Annotated in this window: 20 protein-coding genes; 16 read left to right on the forward strand and 4 right to left on the reverse strand. The window is 71.2% G+C overall.

Features of this window, described 5'->3' with window-relative positions; genetic code table 11:
• On the reverse strand, positions 1-1,409 hold a 1,409-nt coding region (hemL, locus tag AC30N0_RS13340; RefSeq protein ID WP_489518396.1), incomplete at its 3' end, for a glutamate-1-semialdehyde 2,1-aminomutase.
• A complete protein-coding gene (gene thiD, locus AC30N0_RS13345) occupies positions 1,399-2,349 on the reverse strand; it encodes a bifunctional hydroxymethylpyrimidine kinase/phosphomethylpyrimidine kinase (protein WP_489518397.1) in 951 nt (316 codons plus the stop codon). The genes thiD and hemL, both read right to left, overlap by 11 nt.
• 170 nt (positions 2,350-2,519) lie before the next feature.
• Between thiD and AC30N0_RS13350 the strand changes: the two genes are divergently transcribed.
• The 6 genes from AC30N0_RS13350 to AC30N0_RS13375 all read left to right on the forward strand — a co-directional run bounded on the left by AC30N0_RS13350 (position 2,520) and on the right by AC30N0_RS13375 (position 13,189).
• Positions 2,520-2,693 carry a rubredoxin gene (locus tag AC30N0_RS13350; protein WP_489518398.1) on the forward strand — a complete coding sequence of 58 codons (174 nt, stop codon included), beginning with the start codon at positions 2,520-2,522 and terminating at the stop codon, positions 2,691-2,693.
• 33 nt (positions 2,694-2,726) lie between these two features.
• A complete protein-coding gene (locus AC30N0_RS13355; RefSeq protein WP_489518399.1) occupies positions 2,727-3,140 on the forward strand; it encodes a response regulator in 414 nt (137 codons plus the stop codon).
• 43 nt (positions 3,141-3,183) lie between these two features.
• Positions 3,184-3,549, forward strand: coding sequence for a response regulator (locus AC30N0_RS13360; protein ID WP_329690709.1), 366 nt, complete (start codon positions 3,184-3,186; stop codon positions 3,547-3,549).
• A gap of 157 nt (positions 3,550-3,706) precedes the next feature.
• Positions 3,707-4,225 (forward strand): chemotaxis protein CheW, encoded by a 519-nt coding sequence (locus AC30N0_RS13365; RefSeq protein ID WP_489518400.1) that lies wholly within the window; start codon positions 3,707-3,709, stop codon positions 4,223-4,225.
• Positions 4,226-4,262: 37 nt separating this feature from the next.
• On the forward strand, positions 4,263-6,620 hold the full coding sequence (locus tag AC30N0_RS13370) for a methyl-accepting chemotaxis protein (RefSeq protein ID WP_489518401.1): 2,358 nt from the start codon (positions 4,263-4,265) through the stop codon (positions 6,618-6,620).
• A 32-nt stretch (positions 6,621-6,652) separates the two neighbouring features.
• Positions 6,653-13,189: a hybrid sensor histidine kinase/response regulator gene (locus tag AC30N0_RS13375; RefSeq protein ID WP_489518402.1), complete on the forward strand. Its 6,537-nt coding sequence runs from the start codon at positions 6,653-6,655 to the stop codon at positions 13,187-13,189.
• A gap of 24 nt (positions 13,190-13,213) precedes the next feature.
• Here the strand turns inward: AC30N0_RS13375 and AC30N0_RS13380 are convergent, their stop codons facing one another.
• Entirely contained in the window at positions 13,214-14,704 is a 1,491-nt protein-coding gene (locus AC30N0_RS13380; protein ID WP_489518403.1) for a cryptochrome/photolyase family protein, read from the reverse strand.
• An 86-nt stretch (positions 14,705-14,790) separates the two neighbouring features.
• On the opposite strand from AC30N0_RS13380, the gene AC30N0_RS13385 reads away from it, so the two are divergent.
• From AC30N0_RS13385 to AC30N0_RS13410, 6 genes are read left to right on the forward strand one after another with little or no spacing between them, the layout of a single operon-like run.
• On the forward strand, positions 14,791-15,375 hold the full coding sequence (locus AC30N0_RS13385; RefSeq protein WP_489518404.1) for a YqgE/AlgH family protein: 585 nt from the start codon (positions 14,791-14,793) through the stop codon (positions 15,373-15,375).
• A complete protein-coding gene (ruvX, locus tag AC30N0_RS13390) occupies positions 15,372-15,782 on the forward strand; it encodes a Holliday junction resolvase RuvX (RefSeq protein WP_489518405.1) in 411 nt (136 codons plus the stop codon). The genes AC30N0_RS13385 and ruvX overlap by 4 nt, the downstream gene beginning before the upstream one ends.
• Positions 15,779-16,291: a bifunctional pyr operon transcriptional regulator/uracil phosphoribosyltransferase PyrR gene (gene pyrR / locus AC30N0_RS13395; protein WP_489518406.1), complete on the forward strand. Its 513-nt coding sequence runs from the start codon at positions 15,779-15,781 to the stop codon at positions 16,289-16,291. Before ruvX ends, pyrR begins: the two co-directional genes overlap by 4 nt.
• A 16-nt stretch (positions 16,292-16,307) precedes the next feature.
• The gene (locus tag AC30N0_RS13400) at positions 16,308-17,270 is read left to right on the forward strand and encodes an aspartate carbamoyltransferase catalytic subunit (protein ID WP_489518407.1); all 963 of its coding nucleotides are present in this window, start codon (positions 16,308-16,310) and stop codon (positions 17,268-17,270) included.
• A 22-nt stretch (positions 17,271-17,292) separates the two neighbouring features.
• The gene (locus tag AC30N0_RS13405; RefSeq protein WP_489518408.1) at positions 17,293-18,588 is read left to right on the forward strand and encodes a dihydroorotase; all 1,296 of its coding nucleotides are present in this window, start codon (positions 17,293-17,295) and stop codon (positions 18,586-18,588) included.
• Between the two features lie 6 nt (positions 18,589-18,594).
• Positions 18,595-19,344, forward strand: coding sequence for a lysophospholipid acyltransferase family protein (locus AC30N0_RS13410; RefSeq protein ID WP_489518409.1), 750 nt, complete (start codon positions 18,595-18,597; stop codon positions 19,342-19,344).
• Here AC30N0_RS13410 and gpmA read toward each other — a convergent pair.
• Positions 19,326-20,072 carry a 2,3-diphosphoglycerate-dependent phosphoglycerate mutase gene (gene gpmA / locus AC30N0_RS13415; protein ID WP_489518410.1) on the reverse strand — a complete coding sequence of 249 codons (747 nt, stop codon included), beginning with the start codon at positions 20,070-20,072 and terminating at the stop codon, positions 19,326-19,328. The two genes, AC30N0_RS13410 and gpmA, sit on opposite strands and share 19 nt — an antisense overlap.
• Before the next feature lie 82 nt (positions 20,073-20,154).
• Here gpmA and AC30N0_RS13420 point away from each other — a divergent pair, with 82 nt between their 5' ends.
• From AC30N0_RS13420 to AC30N0_RS13435, 4 genes are all read left to right on the forward strand, one after another.
• Entirely contained in the window at positions 20,155-20,565 is a 411-nt protein-coding gene (locus AC30N0_RS13420) for a rhodanese-like domain-containing protein (RefSeq protein WP_489518411.1), read from the forward strand.
• A 6-nt stretch (positions 20,566-20,571) separates the two neighbouring features.
• Positions 20,572-20,835 carry a glutaredoxin 3 gene (grxC, locus tag AC30N0_RS13425; RefSeq protein WP_489518412.1) on the forward strand — a complete coding sequence of 88 codons (264 nt, stop codon included), beginning with the start codon at positions 20,572-20,574 and terminating at the stop codon, positions 20,833-20,835.
• 85 nt (positions 20,836-20,920) lie between these two features.
• On the forward strand, positions 20,921-21,415 hold the full coding sequence (gene secB, locus AC30N0_RS13430; protein ID WP_489518413.1) for a protein-export chaperone SecB: 495 nt from the start codon (positions 20,921-20,923) through the stop codon (positions 21,413-21,415).
• Between the two features lie 34 nt (positions 21,416-21,449).
• On the forward strand, positions 21,450-22,309 hold an 860-nt coding region (locus tag AC30N0_RS13435), incomplete at its 3' end, for an NAD(P)H-dependent glycerol-3-phosphate dehydrogenase (protein WP_489518414.1).

Genomic DNA, 22,309 nt, shown 5'->3' on the forward strand with positions numbered 1-22,309 from the left:
GGGGCCCTTGGGTCCTGGCGGGGGGGCGGGCTTCGTCGCTTTCGGGCGCCGTCTGGTTCTCGGGCCTGCGTCCTCCGCCGGCCGGCGCGGCCGCCGGCTCCGGCGCGCAGGCTCTCGGCTGCCGCCTTCACGGTGGCGGCGACGTCGGCGTGCGAGTGCGCGGCGCTGACGAAGCCGGCTTCGTACAGGGCCGGCGCCAAGTACACGCCGCGATCGAGCATGGCGTGGAAGAAGCGGTTGAAGCGCTCGCGGTCGGTCGCCATCACCTCGGCGTAGTCCTGCGGCAGTTCCTCGGCGAAGAAGAAGCCGAACATGCCGCCTTCGCAGTCGGCCGTCATCGACACCCCGGCGCCTTGCGCCGCCTCGAGGAGGCCGACGACGAGGCCGCGCGTGCGTGCGGCCAGGGCGTCGAAGAAGCCGGGCTTCGCGATCTCGCGCAGCGTCGCCAGGCCGCATGCCGTCGCCACCGGATTGCCCGACAGCGTGCCGGCCTGGTAGACGGGGCCGAGCGGCGCAAGCTGCTCCATCAGGGCGCGCGGGCCGCCGAAGGCCGCCAGCGGCATGCCGCCGCCGATGACCTTGCCGAAGACGCTGAGGTCGGGCGCGAAGCCCGGGATCGCCGCCGCGTACATTGCTTGCGCCCCGCCGAGGGCGACGCGAAAGCCGGTCATCACCTCGTCGAACACGAGCAGGGCACCGTGCGCACGGGTGAGCTCGCGCAGGCGCTGCATGAAGGGCACGCTGGCGCGAACGAAATTCATGTTGCCGGCGATCGGCTCGATCATCACGCAGGCGATGTCGGGGCCGTGCAGGGCGAAGGCTTCCTCGAGCTGGGCGACATCGTTGTAGTGCAGCACCAGGGTGTGCTGGACGACGGCCGCGGGCACGCCGGCGCTGGTCGGGTGGCCGAAGGTGGCCAGGCCCGAGCCGGCCTTGACGAGCAGGGCGTCGGCATGGCCGTGGTAGCAGCCCTCGAACTTGACGATCAGGTTGCGACCGGTGGCGCCGCGCGCCAGGCGCAGGGCGCTCATCGCCGCCTCGGTGCCGGAGCTGACCAGGCGCAGCTGCTCCATGCTCGGCACGTGGCGCAGGATCTCCTCGACCAGCAGCGTCTCGCGCTCGGTCGGCGCGCCGAACGACAGGCCGCCGTCGACGGCCTCGTGCACGGCCGCCTGCACGGCCGGATGGCGGTGGCCGAGGATCATCGGCCCCCAGGAGCCGACGTAGTCGATGTAGCGCCGGCCCTCGGCGTCGACGATGCCGGAACCGTCGCCGCTGACGATGAAGCGGGGCGTCCCGCCGACGGCGCGAAAGGCACGCACCGGCGAGTTGACGCCGCCGGGGATGACCTTCAGCGCCCGCGCGAAGAGCTCGGCGTTGCGGCCCGCCCGCTCGCGGTCAGTGGACATGGCGCGGATTCTTCGGAGCCGTCCCGGCGTCGCCCTCCGCGCTGCTCGCCCCGGCGTCGTCGCCTTCGCTGCCGCTTTCCTCGTCCTCGGCCGGCAGGGCCCAGAAGAAGCGGTCGGGGATGACGTTGCCCATGCCGGGGCGAAAGCCTGCGTCGAGCGCCTGGTCGAGGAAGGACAGCGCCTCGCCGACGGCGGCGTGCAGCTCGACGCCGGTGGCGAGCAGGGCGGCGAGGGCGGCGGAGAGGGTCTCGCCGGCACCGACGAAGGTGGTGTCGAAGCGCTCGAACTTCTCGCCGGTGATCGGCCCCTGCGCCGACGCGAGCACGTTGTCGAGGAACTGGTCCGGCAGCGGCACGCTGGTCACGAGGACGAAGCGCGTGCCGTGCTTGCTCGCGGCGACGGCGATCTCGCGCGACGACGGCGGCCGCTCGCCGTCCCAGTCGGGGAGAAGGAAGTCGGTGAGTGTCTGGTGGCTGCCGACGAGGACCTCGGTCTGCGGGAGCACCAGGTCGCGGAACGCCTCCAGGTAGGCCTGCTGGTTGTCCTCCTCGACCCAGGACAGGTTCGGCAGGTAGGCGACCAGCGGCACGTCGGGGTAGTCGCTGAGGATCTCGGCGACGGCGCTCACGCCTTCGGTCGAGCCCAGGTAGCCGACCTTCCAGGCGGCGATGGTCACGTCCTCGAGGACGCTGCGCGCCTGCTCGACGATGACCTCGGCGTCGAGGCCGTGATGGTCGAAGATCTCGGCGGTGTCGCGCATGACGATGCTCGTCACGACCGGCAGTGCATGCGCTCCCATGGCGGCGATGGTCGACACGTCGGCAGCGATACCGCCCGCACCGCTCGGATCGCTGACGTTGAAGCTCATCACGCAGGCCGGTGCGGGTTGCTCTTCGAGAGCGGTGGTGTCGGCCTCGGTGGCCGGCGAAGTGGCAGTCATGGAGCCCCCGAAAGCCGCGTGGAGTGCCGCTCGCAAAAGGTCCCGGCAGACCTCTAGCCGAACGTGAAGAATGTTGCGTATGTACCTACACAGCCTTGCGATTTCACGAGAGGCCGTGCCTACAATCTGTTCGCATTGTAGTGAAGGCATTGGCCCGGACCGAGCGAGACGTGAGCGACCCCAAGACCTGGATGTGCCTGATCTGCGGGTGGATCTACGACGAAGCGGCAGGCGATGCGGAACATGGTCTGGCCCCCGGCACGCCGTGGGCCGAGGTTCCCATGAACTGGACCTGTCCCGAGTGCGGCGCACGCAAGGAAGACTTCGAGATGGTGCAGATCTGACGCCCGCTCGGAAGCGGTTCGGCAACGAGGTCGTTGAGGAGAAACCCAGGTACGAACGCGGCCGAAGCCGACCCAGCGGGACTCAAGGTGCTCGTCATCGACGACAGCAACACGATCCGGCGCAGCGCCGAGATCTTTCTGAAGCAGGGCGGCTACGAGGTGCTCCTCGCCGAATACGGCTTCGACGCGCTCTCCAAGGTCAACGACCACGACCCGGACCTGATCTTCTGCGACATCCTCATGCCGCGACTCGACGGCTACCAGACCTGCGCGATCATCAAGCGCAACGTCAAGTTCGCCGGCGTGCCGATCATCATGCTGTCGTCCAAGGACGGCCTGTTCGACAAGGCCCGGGGCCGCATGGTCGGCTCCGAGGACTACCTGACCAAGCCCTTCACGAAGGACCAGCTCCTGCAGGCAGTGCAGCAGCATCGCCGCGCCGCCTGAGCGCGCAGCGGGCCTGCGCGAGAGCACCTGAGAAAGCCCATCCATGCCGATCCAGAAGATCCTGCTCGTCGACGATTCGAAGACCGAGCTGCACCACATGTCCGACCTCCTCGGCAAGGGCGGCTTCGCCGTGCGCACCGCCGAGAACGGCGAGGAGGCCATGAAGCGCCTCGGCGAGGAAAAGCCCGACCTCATCCTGATGGACGTCGTCATGCCCGGCCAGAACGGCTTCCAGCTGACCCGCGCCATCACCCGCGACCCTCGTTTCGCCAACGTGCCGGTGATCATGTGCACGAGCAAGGACCAGGAGACCGACAAGGTCTGGGGCATGCGCCAGGGCGCGCGCGACTACATCGTCAAGCCGGTCGACCCGACCGAGCTGCTGGCGAAGATCCGCGCCTTCGACTGAATGGTGCCCCCACGCTCACTCCGTTCGCTGCCCCCCGAGGGGGCGCGGCCGGCCTTGGGGCGGCCCGGCGGCCGGCCGGGGGTGCCCGAGCGCGCCTCACTCCGTTCGCTGCCCCCCTTGGGGTCGGTGGCGCCCGTGGGGGGGCCCGGCGGGGGCCATGGCAAACAACCAGGCCCATCGCCAACAGCAGACGCGGCTCCCCCACCGGCTACAGGCGGCGCGCACCGAGCCGGTTGCGCGGTCATGGCTGGCGGTCGAGTGCAGCTCGCGGGGGTTCCTTTTCCCCCTGCGCGATGCCGGCGAGATCTTCGCCCTCGCGCCGCTCGTGCCTGTTCCGCACAGCCACCCCTGGTTCCTGGGCGTCGCCAACCTCCGGGGCCATCTGCACGGCGTCGTCGACCTGGCCAGCTTCCTCGGCGTGAAGTCGCACGAGCCGTCGCGCGACCAGGCCCGGCTCGTCGGTTTCAACCAGGCCTTCGACCTCAACTGCGTGCTCCTCGTCGACCGCCTGGCGGGCCTGCGCAGCGAGGAGGAACTCACGCGCGGCGGTGAGGACGACGTGGCCCGACCTGGTTTTGCCGGCGCGCGCTATCGCGACGGTTCCGAGCGAGTGTGGCAGGAGCTGAACCTCGCCGAGCTGGCGAAAGATGAATCGTTCCTCCGGATCGTCGGATGAGCAGGGTGCCGCGGCGACACAAAGGCAAGAGGTCCATATGAGCTTCGTGAACAAGATCAAGGGATGGGGGCAGAGGTCCGACGCCGGGCACGATGTCCTCGAGCACGACGCGGCCTTCGCCAATGCGTATGCGCAGGCCGGCGGTGCGGCGACGCTGCCGCCCCCCGACCTGCCGCTCCGGGACGCGGAAGCCGCAGCCGCCTTCGACGCGCCTTCGCTGCAGTCCGGCGCGCCAGCGACGCAGCCTCCCTCCATCATCTCGGAGGCGGTGCCTTCCGAGACGGCCGACTTCACCGAGACCCGCATGCAGGGATCCGACACCGGCGCCGCCCCGCTCGGCGTCGCCCTGCCGCTGATCGGCTCCCGGCCCGCCGCCGAGCAGCAGCGCATCCTGCTCGGCATGCTCGGCATCGGCTTGTTCGGCCTCGTCGTCCTCACCGTGATGTCGCTGGTTTCGGCCGGCCGGGGTTCGGCGCAGGTGACGGCTGCCGGCCAGGCCCTGATGCAGTCGCAGCGCCTCGCCAAGTCGGTCTCCCAGGCCCTGACCGGTACGCCCGGGGCGTTCCCGGAGGTGAAGGAGAGCGCCGAGGTCCTCGCCAGCAACGTGCGCAGCCTGCACACCGGCGGCGGCACCGTCGCCGCCGCCCCGGCCGCCGTCCAGGAGTCCCTCGAGGCGACCCTGCCGCTGGTCGACCGTGCCGAGAAGAGCGCCGGCGTGGTCCTCGCCCAGCAGAAGGCGCTGACCGACGTCGGGGTTGCCCTGCGCGACATCAATCGCCGCTCGTTCGACCTGCTCGAGGCCTCGGAATCGATCCTGTCTCTGAAGCTCCAGCGCGACCCGAACCCGATCGAGGTGTCGGCCCTGAGCCAGGTGGTCATGCTGACTCAGCGCATCGGCAAGTCGGCGAACGAGTTCATGACGACCGAGGGCGTCAACCCGGAGGCCGCCTTCCTGCTCGAGAGGGACCTCAACTCCTTCAGCGAGATCACTCGCGCCCTCATCGACGGCAATCCGCAGATGGGCCTGCCGGGCATCCGCGACGCGCAGGTCCGCGAGCGCCTGGTGGCCCTGCTCAAGATGTACCAGGAGACGCGGGCCCGCGGCACCGTCATCCTGACCAACCTGCCCGGCATGAACGCCGCGCGCGAGGCGCAGAACACGATCGTTTCCGACAGCGAGCCGCTGCGCAAGAACCTCGAGAGCGTGCAGGAGCGGCTCGGCGCCTCCACGGGTTTCAGCGGCTGGACCCTGGTCCTGCTGATCCTGAGCGCGGTGCTCGTGTTCCTCGGCGGTTTCGGTTTCCTGCGCCTTTACGTCGGCGAGCAGGGGCAGCGTGCGACGCTGGCGCAGAGCCGGCGCCTTGAGGCCGAAGCGCAGGAGAAGGAAGCCAAGCGCGTCAACGACGCCAACCAGGCCGCCATCCTGCGCCTGATGAACGAGCTGCAGGGCGTCGCCGAAGGCGACCTGACGCAGCAGGCGACGGTGACCGAAGACATCACCGGCGCCATCGCCGATTCGGTCAACTACACCGTCGAGGAGCTGCGCAACCTGGTCTCGCAGGTGCAGGGCACGGTGAGCCGGGTGACGGCCACGACCGAGCAGGTGGAGGCGAACTCGACCGAGCTGCTCGCGACGTCGTCGGAGCAGCTGCGCGAGATCCGCGACACCGGCGAGTCGGTGCTGCAGATGGCCGGCCGCATCAACAACGTCTCGACGCAGGCGCAGGAAACGGCCGAGGTGGCGCAGCAGTCGCTGCAGGCCGCGGAGTCCGGACGCCAGGCGGTGCAGAACACGATCGGCGGCATGAACTCGATCCGCGACCAGATCCAGGAAACATCGAAGCGGATCAAGCGGCTCGGCGAGTCGTCGCAGGAGATCGGCGAGATCACCGAGCTGATCTCGGACATCACCGAGCAGACGAACGTGCTGGCCCTGAACGCCGCCATCCAGGCGGCCTCGGCCGGCGAGGCGGGCCGGGGCTTCTCGGTCGTCGCCGAGGAAGTGCAACGGCTGGCCGAGCGCTCGGCCGACGCGACGCGGCAGATCGCCGCGCTGGTCAAAACGATCCAGACCGACACCCAGGACGCGGTCGGCGCCATGGAGCGCTCGACCCAGGGCGTGGTCGAGGGGACGCGACTGTCCGACGCGGCCGGCACGGCCCTCGGCGAGATCGACCGCGTCACGCGCATGCTGACCGAGCTGGTCACGCAGATCTCGCGCCAGTCGCTGTCGGAAGCGCAGTCCGCCAACGTCGTCGCGGCCAACATCCAGCACATCTTCGCGGTGACGGAGCAGACCGGCGAAGGCACGCGCTCGACCGCCCATATGGTGCGCGAGCTGTCGCGCACCGCCGAGGAGCTGAAGCAGTCGGTCGCCCGGTTCAAGATCGCCTAGGGCCCGGCCCTCCCCCTTCCTGAGGCCGCCCGATGGACAGCACGATCGACGATTCCGCCGCCGCCGCACCGCCTGCCGTGCGTCCTGGCGATGACCTGAGCGCGATCGCCTGGGTCCACGAGGAGCTGCGGCGCTCGCTCGATGCTGCGCACAAATCGCTGCGCCGCTTCCTGAAGGACGCCGAGGTCGTCACCGGCTCGGACATCGATTCCGTCGACCCCGGCGTGCTGCGTGCAGCACGGGCGCAGATCCACCAGGGCGTCGGCGCCCTCGAGCTGGTCGGGCTGCCCGGACCGGCGATCGTCTTGCGCGCCGCCGAGACGGCGGTGCAGCGCAGCGTCGCCAAGCCGCAGGCGCTGACGCCGGAACTGGTGAACGACATCGAGCGCGCCTCCTTCGCGCTGCTCGACTTCCTGGTCCGCGTCCTCGCCGGCAAGCAAGTGTCGCCGCTGTCGCTGTTCCCGCAGTACCGCGCGGTCCAGGAGGCCGTCGAGGCGGAGCGGGTTCACCCGGCCGACCTGTGGTCCGTCGACTGGCGCTGGCGCGACATCGAGAGCGATCCCGACGTCGTGCCTCGCCAGGCCGACGGCATCGTCCGCAGCGAGCTCGAGTCGCACCTGCTCTCGCTGATGCGCGGCACGCAGGCGCTCACCGCCGCGGCGAAGATGAGCGAGATCTGCGCCGCGCTCGGCGCCGGCACCGCGCATCCGCAGGTCCGCACGTTCTGGAACCTGGCCGCGGCCATGTTCGAGGCGCAGCACCACGGCCTGCTCGGCTTCGACGTCTTCACCAAGCGGGTCGCCTCCCGCCTGCTGGCCCAGTTCCGGATCCTGCAGCGCGGCGACTCCGACGTCTCCGAACGGCTCGCCCGCGACGTCCTCTTCTTCTGTGCCCAGGCGGCACCGGCGCCGGCCACGGTTCGCCTGCCGCGCATGGCGGCGGCGCGCCTGGCCTACGGGCTGCCGGAGCAGACGCCCACCGACTACGCGACGAGCGTGCTGGGCCGCTTCGACCCGGCAGTGGTCGCGCATGCGAAGAAGCGCGTCGTCGCTGCCAAGGAGGCCTGGTCGGCGACAGCCGGCGGGGAGATGCATCGCCTGGCCGGCCTGTCGGAGCAGTTCGCCCTGGTCGGCGACTCGCTGCGCAAGCTCTTTCCTTTCGGCGAGAGCTTCGCCGCCGAGCTGCAGGGCGCCGTCGCGCAGACGCAGCAGGCCCAGGCCGCGCCGCCGCCGGCACTGGCGATGGAGGTCGCGACCAGCATCCTCTATCTGGAAGCCGCGCTCGAGGACAACGACTTCGACCAGCCCGAGCACGCCGATCGAGTGCGCCGCCTGGGCGTGCGCCTGGCGGGCGTCCGCGCCGGCCAGCCGCCCGAGCCGCTCGAGCCCTGGATGGAGGAGCTCTACCGGCGCGTCTCCGACCGGCAGACGATGGGCAGCGTCGTGCAGGAGCTGCGCACCTCGCTGACCGAGGCCGAGAAGGCCATCGACCAGTTCTTCCGCGACCCGGACGACCACGGCGCTCTCGTCAACGTGCCGGTGCAGCTGGCGGCGATGCGAGGCGTCCTCTCGGTGCTCGGCATGGACCACGCATCGCAGGCCCTGCTGCGTATGCGCGACGAGGTAGACGGGCTGGTCTCGACCGAGGTCGACCCGGAGCGCATCCGCTCGGCCGGCGTGTTCGACCGGCTCGCCGGCAACCTGTCGGCGCTCGGCTTCCTGATCGACATGCTGAGCGTGCAGCCGCAGATGGCGAAGTCGCTCTTCACCTACGACGCCGCCAGCGGCACCCTGGCTCCGGTGATGGGCCGCACCGGCTCGGCCGACCCCGTCGCCGCGGCTCCGGTGGAGCCGCGCCTGATCGAGCAGGCCCAGATGCTCGCCTTCAGCTCGGTGCGCGAGGACGTCCCGCTGCAGGACGTCAAGCGCGATCTCGAACGCCTGTCGCACGAGGCGCAGGCGGCCGACCAGCCGGCCCTGGCGGCGGCGGTCCTCAAGGCGCAGGAAGCGATCGGCAAAGCCGAAGACCCGACCAGCGTCGCCAGCGCGCGCGGCGACCTGTCGGAGGCACTCGTCGACTTCGTCGCCACCGCCACCGAGCCGATGGGGCTGGCGCCGGTCAGTGCGCCGGTGCCGCTCGCGCCGATCAAGTCGATCACCCTCGTCGGCGAGCTCGAGCACGACGACGAGATGCGCGACATCTTCCTCGAGGAAGCGCGCGAGGTCATCGAGTCGGCGCAGGCGGCCAGCGCCGAGCTGCAGGCCGCGCCGGGCGACCTGAACCTGCTGACCACGATCCGGCGCGCGTTCCACACGCTCAAGGGCAGTTCGCGGATGGTCGGCCTGATGCCGTTCGGAGAGGCCGCCTGGTCCGGCGAGCAGGTCTTCAACACGCAGCTCGCCGACCAGCGGCCCGCCGAGCCGCCGCTGATCGAATTCACGCAGTGGACGCTCGCGCACCTGTCGTCCTGGGTCGACGACATCGCCGCGCATCGAGACGGGCAGCGCGACGAGGGCGAGGTGAAGGTCGCGGCCGACCGCCTGACCCGTCGCCTGCAGGACAGCGCCGGCACGTCCGACATCACCCTGCCGATCGGCCTGCCCGAGGACATGCCGAGCCGCGACGACCTCGAGCTGCGCAGCCTCGCGCCCGAGCCGGATGCACCGGGCGAGGACGTCTCCTTCGAACTCGACCTGTCGCGCTTCGACGCGCCGGCACTGTCGGCGATCGCGGCCGATCCGCCGATCGCGCCGATCACGCTCACGGCGCTGACCGCGCCGGAGCCGCCCGCGGGCGACGTGTCCATCATGTTCGACCGTTTCGACGGCGGCGCCCATGCACCGACCGACCCGGCGCTGCTCGACACGCCTTTCCTCGACGACCACCCGTCGGGCCGCCTCGACCTCGATCTCGACGTTCCGACCGAGCCGGCGCCGCTGATCCATGCAATGGACTCCGGTGCGGCGCAGCCCCGCCTCGTTCACGACCTGCCTTCGGCATCCCGGGCCGCAGAGCCGGCCATGGACTCCGGTTCGGGGGTCGACTTCGAGCTCGAGGCGGAGGCCCCGGCGTCGAACGAGCCGATCGTGCCGGCCGACGAGCACGTCAAGATCGTCGGGCCGCTGCGCATCGGCATCCCGCTCTTCAACATCTACCTGAACGAGGCCGACGAGCTGTCGCGCCGGTTGATGACCGAGGTCGCCGAGTGGGCGATGGAGCTGCATCGGCCTGTCGGCGAAGCCGCGATCTCGCTCGCCCATTCGCTGGCCGGAAGCTCCGCCACGGTGGGCTTCGCCGACCTGTCGCACCTGGCGCGCGCCCTCGAGCATGCGTTGGCGCGCACGCAGGTGATCGGCCAGGGCACCGACGACGAGGCGCGCCTCTTCGTCGACGCCACCGAGGAGGTTCGCCGGCTCCTGCATCAGTTCGCCGCCGGTTTCCTGCGCGAGCCCCCGGCGGAGTTGCTGGGTCGCCTGGCCGAGCACGAAGTCAGCTCGGCCATGCGCCTGGAGGCGGTCACCGCCGCCTCCGAGCTTGCTGCGGCGCAGGACGAAGCGGCACCGGCGCAGGCGGCGATCGCCTTCGAGCCGATGCTCACGCTCGACGACGGTCCGAGGGTCGGCACCGGTGCGGCCAACGAGCCGCTGGTGGTGCACGAAGAGGCGGAGGCGCTGGAGGGCACCGACGCGGCCGTGCCCATCGACGCGGAGGCGAACCTGCCTGTGCCGGCGTCGGACGATTCGTCTCCGCCGGAACACATGGAAGTCGCGGCCGCGCCGCCGGTGTCCCAGGCTGCCGACGAGCCGTTGCCAGCCGTCGCCGAGCCGCCTGAGAGCGAGCCGGCCCGCGGCGCGGCGCCCGAGGTCGCGGCCGACGAGCCCCCCTTGTCCCAGTTCGGCGCGCTCTCGCCGTTCCCGGCGCTGGGCCTGTCCGAACTGAAGCCGCTCGCGTCGGCGCCGCAGGAAGCGCTGCGTCCGGCGCCGGCCCGGGCCTCGACCTTCGGCGACCTCGACGACGAGATCGATGCCGTCGACGCCGTCGACCTCGAGCTGTTCCCGATCTTCGAGGAAGAAGCGCAGGATCTGCTGCCCAAGCTCGATGCCCAGCTGCGCGACTGGTCGGCCGAGCCCGCCGACCTCGGCCACGCCTCGGCCTGCATGCGAACCCTGCATACCCTGAAGGGCGGAGCGCGGCTGGCCGGCGCCATGCGCTTGGGCGAGATGGCGCACCGCCTCGAGACGCGGATCGAGCGGCTGACCGCCACCGATGCGGCGAGCCCGGGCGCTGCCGACGTCGAGACCCTGCAGACTCTCTCCGACTCGATGACGCAGGCCTTCGAGGCGCTGCGCAGCCGGGATGCCCAGGCCTATGCCGACGCCGTGGCCGCGGTGGCGATGCCCTCCGTCCAGGCCGCGCCGGTGCCCCGAGCGGCGTCTGCCATGCAGGATGAGCCGGCCGGACCCGCCAGCCTGCCCGCGGCCCCGGTCGCATCGGCGGCGAACGACAGCTTCAGCGGGACCGAGACCCCGAGCGACCGCACGCCCGAGCCCGAACCCGAGCGCCGGGCCGAGGCGCGATCGGCGCGCCAGCGCCGGTCGCAGCTCGAGGTCCCGCCGTCCGCCCAGTCGCCGGCCCGGCTCGCGGAGATCGACTGGACGCGGTTCGCCCGGACGGCAGCCACCCCCGCCAAGGCGGCCGAGAAGGTGCAGACGATGCAGTCGGCGGTCCGCGTCCGCGCGCCCCTGCTCGACCGGCTCGTCAACCAGGCCGGCGAGGTGAGCATCACGCGCTCGCGCATCGAGTCCGGCGTCACCCAGATCAAGGGATCGCTGTCCGACCTGACCGACAACCTCGAGCGCCTGCGCGGCCAGCTGCGCGACATCGAGCTGCAGGGCGAAGTGCAGATGACCTCGCGCCTCGAGGCGGCCAAGGCCGCGGCGCAGTCCTTCGATCCGCTCGAGTTCGACCGCTTCACGCGCTTCCAGGAGCTGACCCGGATGATGGCGGAGTCGGTGAACGACGTCGCCACGGTCCAGCGCACGCTGCAGCGCTCGCTCGAGTCGACCGAGGACGAGCTGGCGGCGCAGGCGCGCCTGACCCGCGACCTGCAGGACGACCTGCTGCGCACGCGAATGATCGAGTTCGAGGGCCTGTCCGACCGCCTCTACCGCGTCGTCCGCCTGGCTGCGAAGGAAACCGGCAAGCAGGTGCGCCTCGACATCGTCGGCGGCTCGATCGAGGTCGACCGCGGCGTCCTCGACCGGATGACGGGCGCCTTCGAGCACCTGCTGCGCAACTGCGTCGCCCACGGCATCGAGGCACCGGCTGCGCGCGTCGCCGCGGGCAAGGAGGCGACGGGCTCGATCGTCGTCGCGCTTTCGCACGAAGGCAACGAAGTCGGCGTCGAGTTCCGCGACGACGGCGCCGGCCTCGACCTGGCCCGCATCCGGGCCCGCGCCGAGGCGCAGAAGCTGATCGACCCGCAGCTCCCGCACGACGACGCCGAGCTGGCCAACCTGATCTTCACGCCCGGGTTCACGACCGCAGAAGTCGTCACCGAGGTCTCGGGCCGTGGCGTCGGCATGGACGTGGTCCGCTCCGAGGTGGTCGCCATGGGCGGCCGCATCGAGACCGCGACCGCCCCCGGACAGGGAACCTCGTTCAAGCTGATCCTGCCGCTCACCACCGCGGTGACGCAGGTGGTGATGCTTCGCTGCGGCGAGAGCACCGTGGCCGTGCCGTCGACGCTGGTCGAGATCGTGCGGCGGGCGACTGCCGACGAGATCGCCGCTGCCTACCAGACCGGCTCGTTCGCCCTCGCCGCCGACAGCGCGGCGCCCTTCTTCTGGCTCGGCGCCTTGCTTCAGCTCGGCGCCATGCCGGGCGAGAACGCAGCGCGCATGCGCACCGTCGTCGTCGTCCGCAGCGCCCAGCAGCGCATCGTCGTCCACGTCGACGAAGTGCTCGGCAACCAGGAAGTCGTGGTCAAGAACCTCGGCCCGCAGCTGTCGCGCCTACCTGGCCTGGCCGGCATGACCCTGCTCGCCTCGGGCGCCGTGACCCTGATCTACAACCCGGTGGCCCTGGCGACCCTGTACGGCGAATCGGCGCGGACGGTGTCGCAGGGTGCGATGCGCGGCGGGGCCGCGCTGGCACCGGCCGGCGCGCAGCCGGCACCGGTGCAGGTCGCGCCGCTGGTCCTCGTCGTCGACGATTCGCTGACCGTGCGCCGCGTCACCCAGCGCATGCTGGTGCGCGAGGGCTACCGCGTGAAGCTCGCCAAGGACGGCCTGGATGCGCTCGAGCGGCTCGCGGAGGAGGTGCCGAGCATCGTCCTGTCGGACATCGAGATGCCGCGCATGGACGGCTTCGACCTGGTCCGCAACATCCGCGCCGACGCCCGCTGGCGCAGCCTGCCGGTGATCATGATCACGTCGCGGATCGCGCAGAAGCACCGCGAGCACGCGGCCGAGCTCGGCGTCGACCATTACCTCGGCAAGCCCTATTCCGAGGAAGACCTGCTCGCGCTCGTCGGCCGCTACACCGTGGTCGCGCCGGCCGTCGCCTGAACATCGGCGCAGCGCCAAGCGGCCTCAGGCTCGCGCGGCCTTGACCACGGCATAGCGCTGGAGGGTCTTTTCGCGCGCCTCGGCGTGGTCGACGATCGGCGCCGGATAGTTCCGGCCGAGCTCGACGCCGGCGGCCTCGAGCTCGATCGGGCTCGCCTCCCAGGGAGCGTGGATGTCGCCGCCGAGCCCGGCCACCTGCGGCAGGTAGCGGGCGATGAACTTGCCGTCGGGGTCGAAGCGGCGGCTCTGCGTCACCGGGTTGAAGATCCTGAACCACGGCTGGGCATCGCCGCCGGTCGAGGCGACCCATTGCCAGCCGCCGTTGTTCGAGGCCAGCTCGTAGTCGACCAGGTGCAGTGCGAAATGGGCTTCGCCGCGGCGCCAGTCCACGCCCAGGTCCTTGACCAGGAAGCTCGCCGCGACCATGCGCAGGCGGTTGTGCATCCAGCCGGTGTGCTGCAGCTGCAGCATGGCCGCGTCGACGATCGGATAGCCGGTGCGCGCCTCGCACCAGGCCGCGAAGGCCTCGTCGGCGTGGCGGCCATGCTCGAAGCGGACGCGGTCGAACGCCGGGTTGCCGCTCGCGCCGACGACGTGCGGGTGGTGGTGCAGGACCTGCTGGTAGAAGTCGCGCCAGATCAGCTCCGACAGCCACACCGTCGCGCCGCGGCTGCCGTGCGCGCCGGCGGCAGCGATTCGCTCGCGCGCGATGCGAACCAACCGGCGCACCGAGATCGTTCCGAAGCGCAGGTGCACGCCGAGATAGCTCGGCCCCTTCACCGCCGGGAAGTCGCGCGTGCTGTCGTAGCGGTCGATCCGTTCGACGAAGTCGGCGAGCAGGTCCTCTGCGGCTGCCGTGCCCGGGCGGATGTGCAGCTCGGCGAGGTTCGTCTTCTCGAAGCCGAGCCCGACCAGGGTGGGCCGCGTCGCGTCGACGTCCTCGGGTGGCGCGGCGAGGGCGCCGGCATGCCGATCGATCGGGTAGGCGCCGACGTAGAAGTCGTCGACCTTCTTCAGCCAGGCGGTCATGTAGGGCGTGAAGACGCCGTAGGGCTTGCCGCTCACGGTCAGGATCTCGCTGCGCTCGAAGATCACGTGGTCTTTCGAGGTGTGCAGGGCGACGCCGCGGTCGGCGAGCAGGCCGCGCACGCGCGCGTCCCGGGCCAGCGCGTACGGGTCGTCGTCGTGGTTGGCGAAGACCGCCTGCACGTGCAGCGCCTCGGCCAGGGCGACGATCTCCTCGGCCGCGGGGCCGTGCCGGACGAGGAGGCGGACGCCCGGCGTGCCGTGCGCCTGGCCGAGGGCGCCGAGGTCGGCGTCCAGGGCTTCGACGGCGCCGTGGATGAACTCGACCCGGCGATCGGCGCGCGGCAGGGGGTCGAGGATCTCGCGGTCGAACACGAAGGCGCACCAGACCTGGCGCGCCGAGCGCAGGGCGTGGTGGAGCGCGGCATGGTCCGCCGCACGCAGGTCGCGGCGACACCAGACGAGCACCGCGTCGAGAGATTTCTCCATGGTGCGCAGTGTGCCGAAAGCCGCGCCGACCGACCGCGCCCGGCCCTGCGTCCGCAGGCGAACGCCATGCGGAATAAAATGGCGCCATGGCGTCGGGCTCGATCAATCTCACCAACCAGTTCCTCATCGCCATGCCGGGCATGGGCGACGGAACGTTCGCCGGCACCGTCGTCTACCTGTGCGAGCACACCGACAAGGGCGCGCTCGGCCTGGTCATCAACAAGCCGATCGACATCACCCTGCGGAACCTGTTCGAGAAGGTGGAGCTGTCGCTCGACCGCGAGGACATCGCCGAGCTGCCGGTCTACTTCGGCGGCCCGGTGCAGACCGAGCGCGGCTTCGTCCTGCACGAGGCTCTGGACGGCAGCGACGAGGACAGCGGCTACAACTCGTCGCTGAAGATCGAGGGCGGCCTCGAGATGACGACGAGCAAGGACGTTCTCGAGGCGATCTCCAGCGGCACCGGGCCGAAGAAGATGCTGGTCACGCTCGGCTACAGCGGCTGGGCGGCCGGCCAGCTCGAGGACGAGCTCAGCCGCAATGGCTGGATCAACGTCGAGGCCGAGCCGGGCATCATCTTCGACACGCCGGTGCACCAGCGCTACGACAAGGCGCTGTCGCTGCTCGGCATCGATGCCGGCATGCTCAGCTCCGACGCGGGGCATGCGTGAGCGTCACCCTGGCCGCGCACCCGCAAGTCCTTTCCTTCCTCGCTTTCGATTTCGGAACCCGCCGCATCGGCGTGGCGACCGGCAATTCGCTGACGCGGACTGCGACGCCGCTGACGACGCTCGGCGCGCAGGGCGCAGCCCGCCTCGGCGCCATCGCTGCCCTGGTCGACGCGTGGCAGCCGTCGGCGCTGATCGTCGGGGTTCCGTTCCACCCCGACGGTGCGGCGCACGCCAACACGGCGCGGGCGCGCCGCTTCGGGCGCGAGCTGCAGGCGCGCTTCGGCCTGCCGGTGCACGAGGTCGACGAGCGCTACAGCACGACGTCCGCGCGCAGCGCTGGCGCCGCCGATGCCGATGCCGCCGCGGCGGCGATCATCCTCGAGCAGCACCTCGCCACCTTGCCATGAAGAGCACCGCGCCGGTCGACCCGCACCGCCTCGATGCCGAGGCGCTGTACCGCGAGCTCGTCGGCGGGGTGCGGGCCCTGCTCAGGCCGGGCGCAGTGCTCGTCGGCATTTGGTCCGGCGGCGCGTGGCTGGCGGAGCGGCTGCAGAAGGACCTCGGCCTGGAGGGGGCGCCCGGCGTGATCTCGAGCGCCCTGCACCGCGACGACTTCTCGCAGCGCGGCCTGAGCGGCGGCGCCGGCCAGACCAAGCTGCCGTTCGTCGTCGACGGCCGGCCCATCGTCCTCGTCGACGACGTGCTCTATACCGGCCGCACCATCCGGGCGGCGATCAACGAGCTGTACGACTTCGGCCGGCCGGCGAGCGTGGCCCTGGCCGTGCTCGTCGATCGCGGCGGCCGCGAGCTGCCGATCGAGGCCGCCTGTGCCGTGGCCCGTGTCGAGCTCGGCGCGGCGCAGCGCCTGCGCCTGGCCCGCGACGACGCGGGCCGGTTCAGCTTCCAGATCCACTGACACGGCACGCCGCACCATGTCCGCCCGTCGCAACCCGCAGCTGAACCGCAACGACGAGCTCATCCATCTGCTCTCGATCGAGGGCCTGCCGCAGGCGGTGCTGCATCACATCCTCGACACCGCCGGGACGTTCCTGAGCGTCAACGAGCGCGACGTCAAGAAGGTGCCGCTGCTGCGCGGCAAGAGCGTGTTCAACCTGTTCTTCGAGAACTCGACGCGGACGCGCACCACCTTCGAGATCGCCGCCAAGCGGCTCTCGGCCGACGTCATCAACCTCGACATCGCCCGCTCGAGCACGGCCAAGGGCGAGAGCCTGCTCGACACGATCGCCAACCTGTCGGCGATGCATGCCGACATGTTCGTCGTCCGCCACTCGGAAAGCGGCGCGCCCTACCTCATCGCCCGCCACTGCGCGCCGCACGTGCATGTCGTCAACGCCGGCGACGGCCGGCACTCGCACCCGACGCAGGGGCTGCTCGACATGTACACGATCCGCCACTACAAGAAGGACTTCCGCCAGCTGACGGTGGCGATCGTCGGCGACGTCGTCCACTCGCGCGTCGCCCGCTCCGACATCCACGCCCTGACCACGCTCGGCGCGCCGGAGATCCGCGTCGTCGGGCCCAAGACGCTGGTCCCGGGCGACTTGAAGGAGATGGGCGTGCGCGTCTGCCACGACCTCGACGAGGGCATCCGCGGCGCCGACGTCATCATCGCCCTGCGCCTGCAGAACGAGCGCATGAGCGGGGCGATGCTGCCGAGCGCGAGCGAGTACTACAAGACCTTCGGCCTCAACGCCGAGAAGCTGGCTCTGGCCAAGCCCGACGCGATCGTCATGCACCCCGGGCCGATCAACCGTGGCGTCGAGATCGACTCCGTCGTCGCCGACGGGAGCCAGAGCGTCATCCTGCCGCAGGTCACGTTCGGCATCGCGGTGCGCATGGCGGTCATGTCGATCATCGCCGGCAACAGCGCTTGAGAAGCCAGCCAAGGGAACGCGTGTGAAGATCTTGATCCGCAACGCCCGCCTGCTCGACCCCGGCAGCAGCCGCGACGAGAGCGGCTCGCTCGCCGTCGCCGACGGACGCATCGTCGCCGGCGAGGCGTTCACGCCGGAACGGACCATCGACGCGCGCGGGGCGGTCGTCGTGCCCGGCCTCGTCGACCTCGCCGCCCGCCTGGGCGAGCCGGGCCACGAGCACGCGGGCCTGCTCGAATCGGAGCTCGCAGCCGCGGTCGCCGGCGGCGTCACCAGCCTGGTCTGCCCGCCCGACACCGAGCCGGTGCTCGACGAGCCCGGCCTCGTCGAGATGCTCAAGTTCCGGGCCCGCAACCTGAACCTGGCCCGGCTGCATCCGCTCGGCGCCCTGACGCGCGGCCTCGCCGGCGAGGCCCTGACGGAGATGGCGGAGCTCACCGAGGCCGGCTGCATCGGCTTCGGCCAGGCCGACATGCCGGTGCGCGACACCCTCGTCCTGCACCGGGCCCTGCAGTACGCGTCGACCTTCGGCTACTCGGTGTGGCTGCGGCCGAACGATGCCTGGCTCGGCAACGGCGTCGCCGCCAAGGGCCCGCTCGCCACCCGCATGGGCCTCACCGGCGTGCCGGTGATCGCCGAGACCATCGCCCTGGCCACGCTCTTCGAGCTCGTGCGCGACACCGGCGCTCGCGTGCACCTGTGCCGCCTCAGCAGCGCCGCCGGCGTCGAGATGGTCCGCCGCGCCAAGGCCGAGCGCCTGCCGGTGACCTGCGACGCCAGCATCCACCAGCTGCACCTGATCGACGTCGACCTGGGTTACTTCGACTCGGCCATGCGCCTGGTGCCGCCGCTGCGCCAGCAGCGCGACCGCGACGCGATCCGCGCCGGCCTGGCCGACGGCACCATCGATGCGCTGGTAAGCGACCACACACCGGTTGCCGAGGACGCCAAGCACCTGCCGTTCGCCGAAGCCGAGCCCGGCGCCACCGGCCTCGAGCTTCTCCTCGGCGCGGCCTTGAAGTGGGGCGAGGCCGACGGGGTCGGCCTGGCGCGGACGCTGGCGACGGTGACGAGCCGGCCCGCGGCCTTGCTGGCCGGACTGTCGGCGGCCGCGTCGCCAGTCGGGGAAGTGGCGCCCTCCGGCCTCGACGTGGGCGCACCGGCCGACCTCTGCGTCTTCGCGCCCGACGAGCACTGGATGGTCGACCCGTCGCTGCTGAAGAGCCGGAGCCGGCACACGCCCTTCATGGGCCAGGAGATGCCCGGCCGCGTGCGCTGCACCCTGGTCGCCGGCCGCGTCGCCTTCGAAGCGGACTAGCGGCGGATGCGGGCACGCGCCGCGCTGCGCCTCGCCCGGGCCGTGGCGAACGGCCTGTACGGGCTCGCCGTAGTCCTCTTCGTCTTTCCGCGCCTCGACGAGCGCGAGCGCCAGGCACGCATCCGCCGCTGGTCCATCGCGACGCTGCGCGCCATGGGCATCGGCCTGCAGGTCGAGGGTGCACCTGCCGCGGGCGGCGGCCTGCTCGCCGCCAACCACGTGTCGTGGCTCGACATCATGGCCATCCACGCCGCCGAGCCGGCGGCGCGCTTCGTCTCGAAGGCCGATGTCAAGGCCTGGCCGCTGGTGTCACGACTGGTCGACGCCGCCGGCACCCTCTACCTCGAGCGCGACCGCAAGCGCGACGCGCTGCGCGTCGTCCATGCCATGGCGTCGGCGCTGCAGCAAGGCCAGACCGTCGCCATCTTCCCCGAGGGGACGACGTCGACCGGGCACTGCCTGCTGCCCTTCCACGCCAACCTCCTGCAGGCAGCGATCGCAACGGGCACGCCGGTGCAGCCGGTCGCGCTGCGGTACGCCGATGCCACCCACGCCGTGAGCCTGGCGGCGGAATTCGTCGGTGCCACCACCTTGCTGCAGAGCCTCTGGCGCACCGCCTGCGGCGAGCGGCTGGTGGTCCGCCTCGTCTTCCTGCCGCCCGTGTCGAGCGCGGGTGCCGAACGGCGCGCCCTGGCCGAGCGCCTGCGCGGCGACATCGCCGCCGCGCTGGAACGGCCTCAGCCGGCCCGGCCCTGAGCGGCGACCGCGGCAGCCGCCTTCGCGGCGGCTGCGGCATCGCCGAGGTAGTAGCTGCGGAGCGGCCGCAGCGAACGGTCGAGCTCGTAGACCAGCGGAATGCCGTTCGGGATGTTGAGGCCGACGATGTCGGCGTCCGAAATGCCATCGAGGTACTTCACGAGCGCCCGCATGCTGTTGCCGTGGGCCGAGATCAGGAGGCGCTCGCCGCCCGCGATCGCCGGTGCCAGCGTCTCGTGCCAAAAGGGGAGAACCCGGTCGACGGTGTCCTTCAGACATTCGGTGAGCGGGACCTGGCTCGGGTCGAGCGACGCATAGCGCGGATCGCCGCGTTCGCTGCGCGGATCGCCCGCCGGCAGGGCCGGCGGCGGCACGTCGTAGCTGCGGCGCCAGGCGAGCACCTGCTCGTTGCCGAACTTGCGCGCGGTCTCGGCCTTGTCGAGGCCCTGCAGCGCACCGTAATGGCGCTCGTTCAGATGCCAGTCGTTGCTCACCGGCAGCCAGGTCCGGTCCATCTGGTCGAGCGCGTGCCACAGGGTCCAGATCGCCCGCTTCAGAACCGAGGTCCAGGCGCGGTCGAATTCGTAGCCCTCGGCTTTCAGCAGGCGCCCGGCGGCGCGGGCCTGCTCGACGCCGGTCGGCGTGAGGTCGACGTCGGTCCAGCCGGTGAAGCGGTTCTCGAGGTTCCAGGTCGATTCGCCGTGGCGAAGCAGGACGAGCTTGTGCATGGGGGATGCCCGCACCGGATGAGCGGAAGGGGTCGAATTCTATAATTCGTGTTTTGCTCCGGCGCCGGTCGCTCGCATCACCTTGGACTTCGTTCTCCACAACTGGCACCTCTTTGCCGCCGCCCTCGTCTCGGGAGGCCTGCTCCTGTGGCCGACGCTGCTGCGGGCCGGGGCCGGCGGCGGCGTCTCCACGGCCGACGCGGTGCGCCTCATCAACCGCGAGAAGGCGGTGCTGATCGACATCAGCGAGCCTGCCGAGTACGCCGCCGGGCATGCCCTCGGCGCCCGGAGCGTGCCGCTGGCGACGCTGGCGACCTCGCGCGAGCTGCCGAAGAACAAGGCCCTGCCGCTGGTCGTCGTCTGCCCGACGGGTTCGCGCGCGCCGCGGGCCGTGATCGAGCTGAAGAAGCTGGGTTTCGCCAACATCAGCGTGCTCGCCGGTGGCCTGAACGCCTGGCGTGCGGCCAACCTTCCCATCGAAAAGGCGGCGTAGCTCGAGATGCAGGCCGTCAAGATGTACAGCACCTCCAGCTGCCCGTTCTGCCACCGCGCCAAGGCCTTGCTGCGCCAGCGCGGCGTCGAGTCGATCGACGAGATCCGCGTCGACGAGGAGCCCGGCGCCCGCGCGGCGATGATCCAGCGCACCCAGCGCTACACCGTGCCGCAGATCTTCATCGGCGAGACGCATGTCGGCGGCTGCGACGACCTGGTCGCCCTCGACCGTGCCGGCGGACTCGAGCCGCTGCTGGCCGGGACGCAATAATTCCTTCGCGCTCCGCCGAGCTGCCTTCCACCCTACTCCGGTGCCTCGCCGCAGGCGCCCCTCCTCCTTCCTTCGAGAGTTCCGCATGGCCGACAACACAGACAACACGCCCCTGTTCCAGATCCAGCGGATGTACCTCAAGGACCTGTCGCTCGAGCAGCCCAACTCGCCGCAGGTCCTGCTCGAGCAGGGGCAGCCGCAGGTGGAGATCAACCTGGCGATCGGCTCCGAGCTGGTCGCCGAGGCGATGTACGAGGTCACCGTGACCGCGACGGTCACGACCAAGATCAATGACAAGACGCTGTTCCTGGTCGAGGCCAAGCAGGGCGGCATCTTCGAGATCCGCAACATCCCGGACGAGCAGCTGAGGCAGATCCTCGGCATCGCCTGCCCCGGCATCGTCTACCCCTACCTCCGCGCCATCGTCTCCGACGTCTGCACCCGCGCCGGCTTCCCGCCGGTGGTGCTCTCGGAGGTGAACTTCCAGGCGATGTACGAGGCGCAGCAGGCCCAGGCGCAGGCGCAAGGGACGCCGCCGGTCGCCAACGGCTCGGGCGCCCCGAGCATCATCGTCAGCTGAGGCGCCGGGGCAGGCGGCGCCTCGACCGGGCCGCATGAACCTGAGCGTGCTCGGCGCCGGTGCCTGGGGCACCGCCCTCGCCGTGCATGCGTCGGCCGGCAACGCCGCGCGCCTCTGGGCGCGCGACGCGCAGCAGGCGGCGCGGATGGACACCCTGCGCAGCAACGTCCGCTACCTGCCGGGCGTGGCCCTGCCGCCGGCGCTGCAGGTCAGCAGCGACTTCGATGCCTCGGTGCGTCACGGTGAAGGCGGGTTGATCGTGGTCGCCACGCCGATGGCCGGGCTGGAGGCGATCCTGCGCCGATTGCCGGCGGACCTCGACGCCGACCTGGTCTGGTTGTGCAAGGGCTTCCAGGACGGCACCGCCCGGCTCGGTCACGAGGTCGCCCGACACGCCTGCCCGCAACTGCGCGTGGGCGTCCTCACCGGTCCGAGCTTCGCGATCGAGGTGGCGCGCGGGCAGCCGACGGCGCTGGTCGTGGCGAGCACGCAGGCCAGCGTCCGCGAAGCTGCCGTCGCCGCCTTGCACGGCGCGACCCTGCGCATCTACACCTCGCACGACCCGGTCGGCGCCGAAGTCGGCGGCGCGGTGAAGAACGTGCTCGCGATCGCGACCGGCATCGCCGACGGGCTCGGCCTCGGCCTGAACGCACGCGCCGCCCTGATCACGCGCGGCCTCGCCGAGATGACGCGGCTCGGCGTCGCGCTCGGCGCCGACGCGGGCACCTTCATGGGCCTCTCCGGGCTGGGCGACCTCGTCCTCACGACCACCGGCGATCTGTCGCGCAACCGGACCGTGGGCCTGCGCCTGGCAGCCGGCGAACGGCTCGACGCCATCCTCGCCGACCTCGGCCACGTCGCCGAGGGCGTGCGCAGCGCCTCGATGGTGCTGCA

It is taken from the genome of Rhizobacter sp., from assembly GCF_031412495.1.
In the GTDB taxonomy this organism is placed as follows: Bacteria; Pseudomonadota; Gammaproteobacteria; order Burkholderiales; family Burkholderiaceae_C; genus Schlegelella_A.

Coding starts and splice junctions, on each gene's coding strand:
- thiD (WP_489518397.1), bottom strand. CDS start 2,349: ATGACTGCCACTTCGCCGGCCACCGAGGCCGACACCACCGCTCTCGAA.
- AC30N0_RS13360 (WP_329690709.1), top strand. CDS start 3,184: ATGCCGATCCAGAAGATCCTGCTCGTCGACGATTCGAAGACCGAGCTG.
- AC30N0_RS13365 (WP_489518400.1), top strand. CDS start 3,707: ATGGCAAACAACCAGGCCCATCGCCAACAGCAGACGCGGCTCCCCCAC.
- AC30N0_RS13370 (WP_489518401.1), top strand. CDS start 4,263: ATGAGCTTCGTGAACAAGATCAAGGGATGGGGGCAGAGGTCCGACGCC.
- AC30N0_RS13375 (WP_489518402.1), top strand. CDS start 6,653: ATGGACAGCACGATCGACGATTCCGCCGCCGCCGCACCGCCTGCCGTG.
- AC30N0_RS13380 (WP_489518403.1), bottom strand. CDS start 14,704: ATGGAGAAATCTCTCGACGCGGTGCTCGTCTGGTGTCGCCGCGACCTG.
- AC30N0_RS13385 (WP_489518404.1), top strand. CDS start 14,791: ATGGCGTCGGGCTCGATCAATCTCACCAACCAGTTCCTCATCGCCATG.
- pyrR (WP_489518406.1), top strand. CDS start 15,779: ATGAAGAGCACCGCGCCGGTCGACCCGCACCGCCTCGATGCCGAGGCG.
- AC30N0_RS13400 (WP_489518407.1), top strand. CDS start 16,308: ATGTCCGCCCGTCGCAACCCGCAGCTGAACCGCAACGACGAGCTCATC.
- AC30N0_RS13410 (WP_489518409.1), top strand. CDS start 18,595: ATGCGGGCACGCGCCGCGCTGCGCCTCGCCCGGGCCGTGGCGAACGGC.
- gpmA (WP_489518410.1), bottom strand. CDS start 20,072: ATGCACAAGCTCGTCCTGCTTCGCCACGGCGAATCGACCTGGAACCTC.
- grxC (WP_489518412.1), top strand. CDS start 20,572: ATGCAGGCCGTCAAGATGTACAGCACCTCCAGCTGCCCGTTCTGCCAC.
- secB (WP_489518413.1), top strand. CDS start 20,921: ATGGCCGACAACACAGACAACACGCCCCTGTTCCAGATCCAGCGGATG.